Below are 1452 nucleotides of genomic sequence, written 5' to 3'. Positions count from 1 at the left end.
AGCCCGACGCGCTGCGCGGCCCGCAATTCGGGGCCGCGTGGTGCGACGAGGCGGCCAAGTGGCGTCGGCCCGAGGCCGCGTTCGACATGCTGCAATTCGGGCTGCGGCTGGGCTCCCGCCCGCGCAACCTCGTCACCACCACGCCCCGGCCGGTGCCGCTGATCCGCCGCCTGCTCGCCGACCCGCTCACCGTGGTCAGCCGCGCCCGCACCCACGACAACGCCCGGCACCTCGCCCCGGATTTCCTGGAGCAGGTGGTCGGGCGCTATGCCGGCACCCGCCTCGGCCGCCAGGAGCTCGACGGCGAGCTGATCGCCGACCGGGACGATGCCCTGTGGGAGCGTGCCGCCCTGGAGGCCGGCCGGGTCGGCGCCGCGCCGGACCTCGCCCGGATCGTGGTGGCCGTGGATCCGCCCGCGACCTCGGGGACGCGCTCGGATGCCTGCGGGATCGTGGCCGCAGGCCGGGCCGGCGCCCAGGCCTACGTGCTGGCCGATGCGAGCCTCGCCCGGGCGAGCCCCCAGGCCTGGGCCGGGGCGGCGCTGGCGCTCTATCACCGGCTCGGGGCCGACGCCCTGGTGGTCGAGGTCAACCAGGGCGGCGAGATGGCCGCCGCGGTGCTGGCCCAGTGCGACCCGGCGGTGCCGGTCACGCCCGTCCGCGCGACGCGGGGCAAGTACCTGCGTGCCGAGCCGGTGTCGCTGCTCTACGCCCGCGGCCTCGTCCACCATGTCGGGGCCTTCCCGGCCCTGGAGGACGAGCTGTGCGATTTCGGTCCGAACGGCCTGTCGAGCGGTGGCTCGCCCGATCGCCTCGACGCCCTGGTCTGGGCGGTGACGCACCTGCTGCTCGACGCGCCCCGCGCGCCGCGGATCCGCGGCCTCTGAGGCCGCCTCGTGCGCTGTCACACGGGAACGTGACGCCAGACTTCATCCTTAAATTGCATACACTCGGAGCGACTGCTATAAACCCGTGTACATCGGAGGGTGGCCCGTGAGCTCGGATGTTAATCCTGAGAGCTGTCTACCCGACGGGGCCCAACGGCGCCTCCGGATGATCGCCGAGACCCTCGGCTGCCCGGTGGGCGATTTCTACGGTGCGGCGACGGTCCGCCCCGACCTGAGTGCGACGGTCGAGCTGCTGCGCCTGTGGAACGCGATCGCGAGCGAGACCGACCGGGCCGCGGTTCTCCGCTGCGCCCGGGAAGCCGCCAACGGCGTCGGCCGTGAAGTCGAGGCCGTCTGATCGGCGTCGATGCGTTCGGTTTTCGCCCCGCATCATCCGAAACGCGGCGGCCATCGTTCGGGACGACGCCTGAGCCCTGCATTCCTCGAATCGGAATACCCTGCAGCCTGAGGCGGTAAGTCTCTCGGTCGGCGGCGGCGCATGGCGCCCGTTCCGCATCGCCTGCGCGCGTCGGCTGCCGACCCGGCGCTTCGGGGTCCCGGAGCG

General features: G+C 73.3%; 2 protein-coding genes. Both read left to right on the top strand.

Annotation, left to right across the window (positions count from 1 at the left end):
• A partial coding sequence (locus FV228_RS29585; RefSeq protein ID WP_147857708.1) for a terminase family protein occupies positions 1-887 on the top strand: 887 nt, incomplete at its 5' end.
• 166 nt (positions 888-1053) lie between these two features.
• On the top strand, positions 1054-1245 hold the full coding sequence (locus FV228_RS29580) for a hypothetical protein (RefSeq protein WP_147857707.1): 192 nt from the start codon (positions 1054-1056) through the stop codon (positions 1243-1245).
• Positions 1246-1452 lie beyond the last annotated feature (207 nt).

The organism is Methylobacterium sp. WL18 (assembly GCF_008040015.1).
In the GTDB taxonomy this organism is placed as follows: Bacteria; Pseudomonadota; Alphaproteobacteria; order Rhizobiales; family Beijerinckiaceae; genus Methylobacterium; species Methylobacterium mesophilicum.
This window is presented reverse-complemented; position numbering and strand designations above follow the sequence as displayed.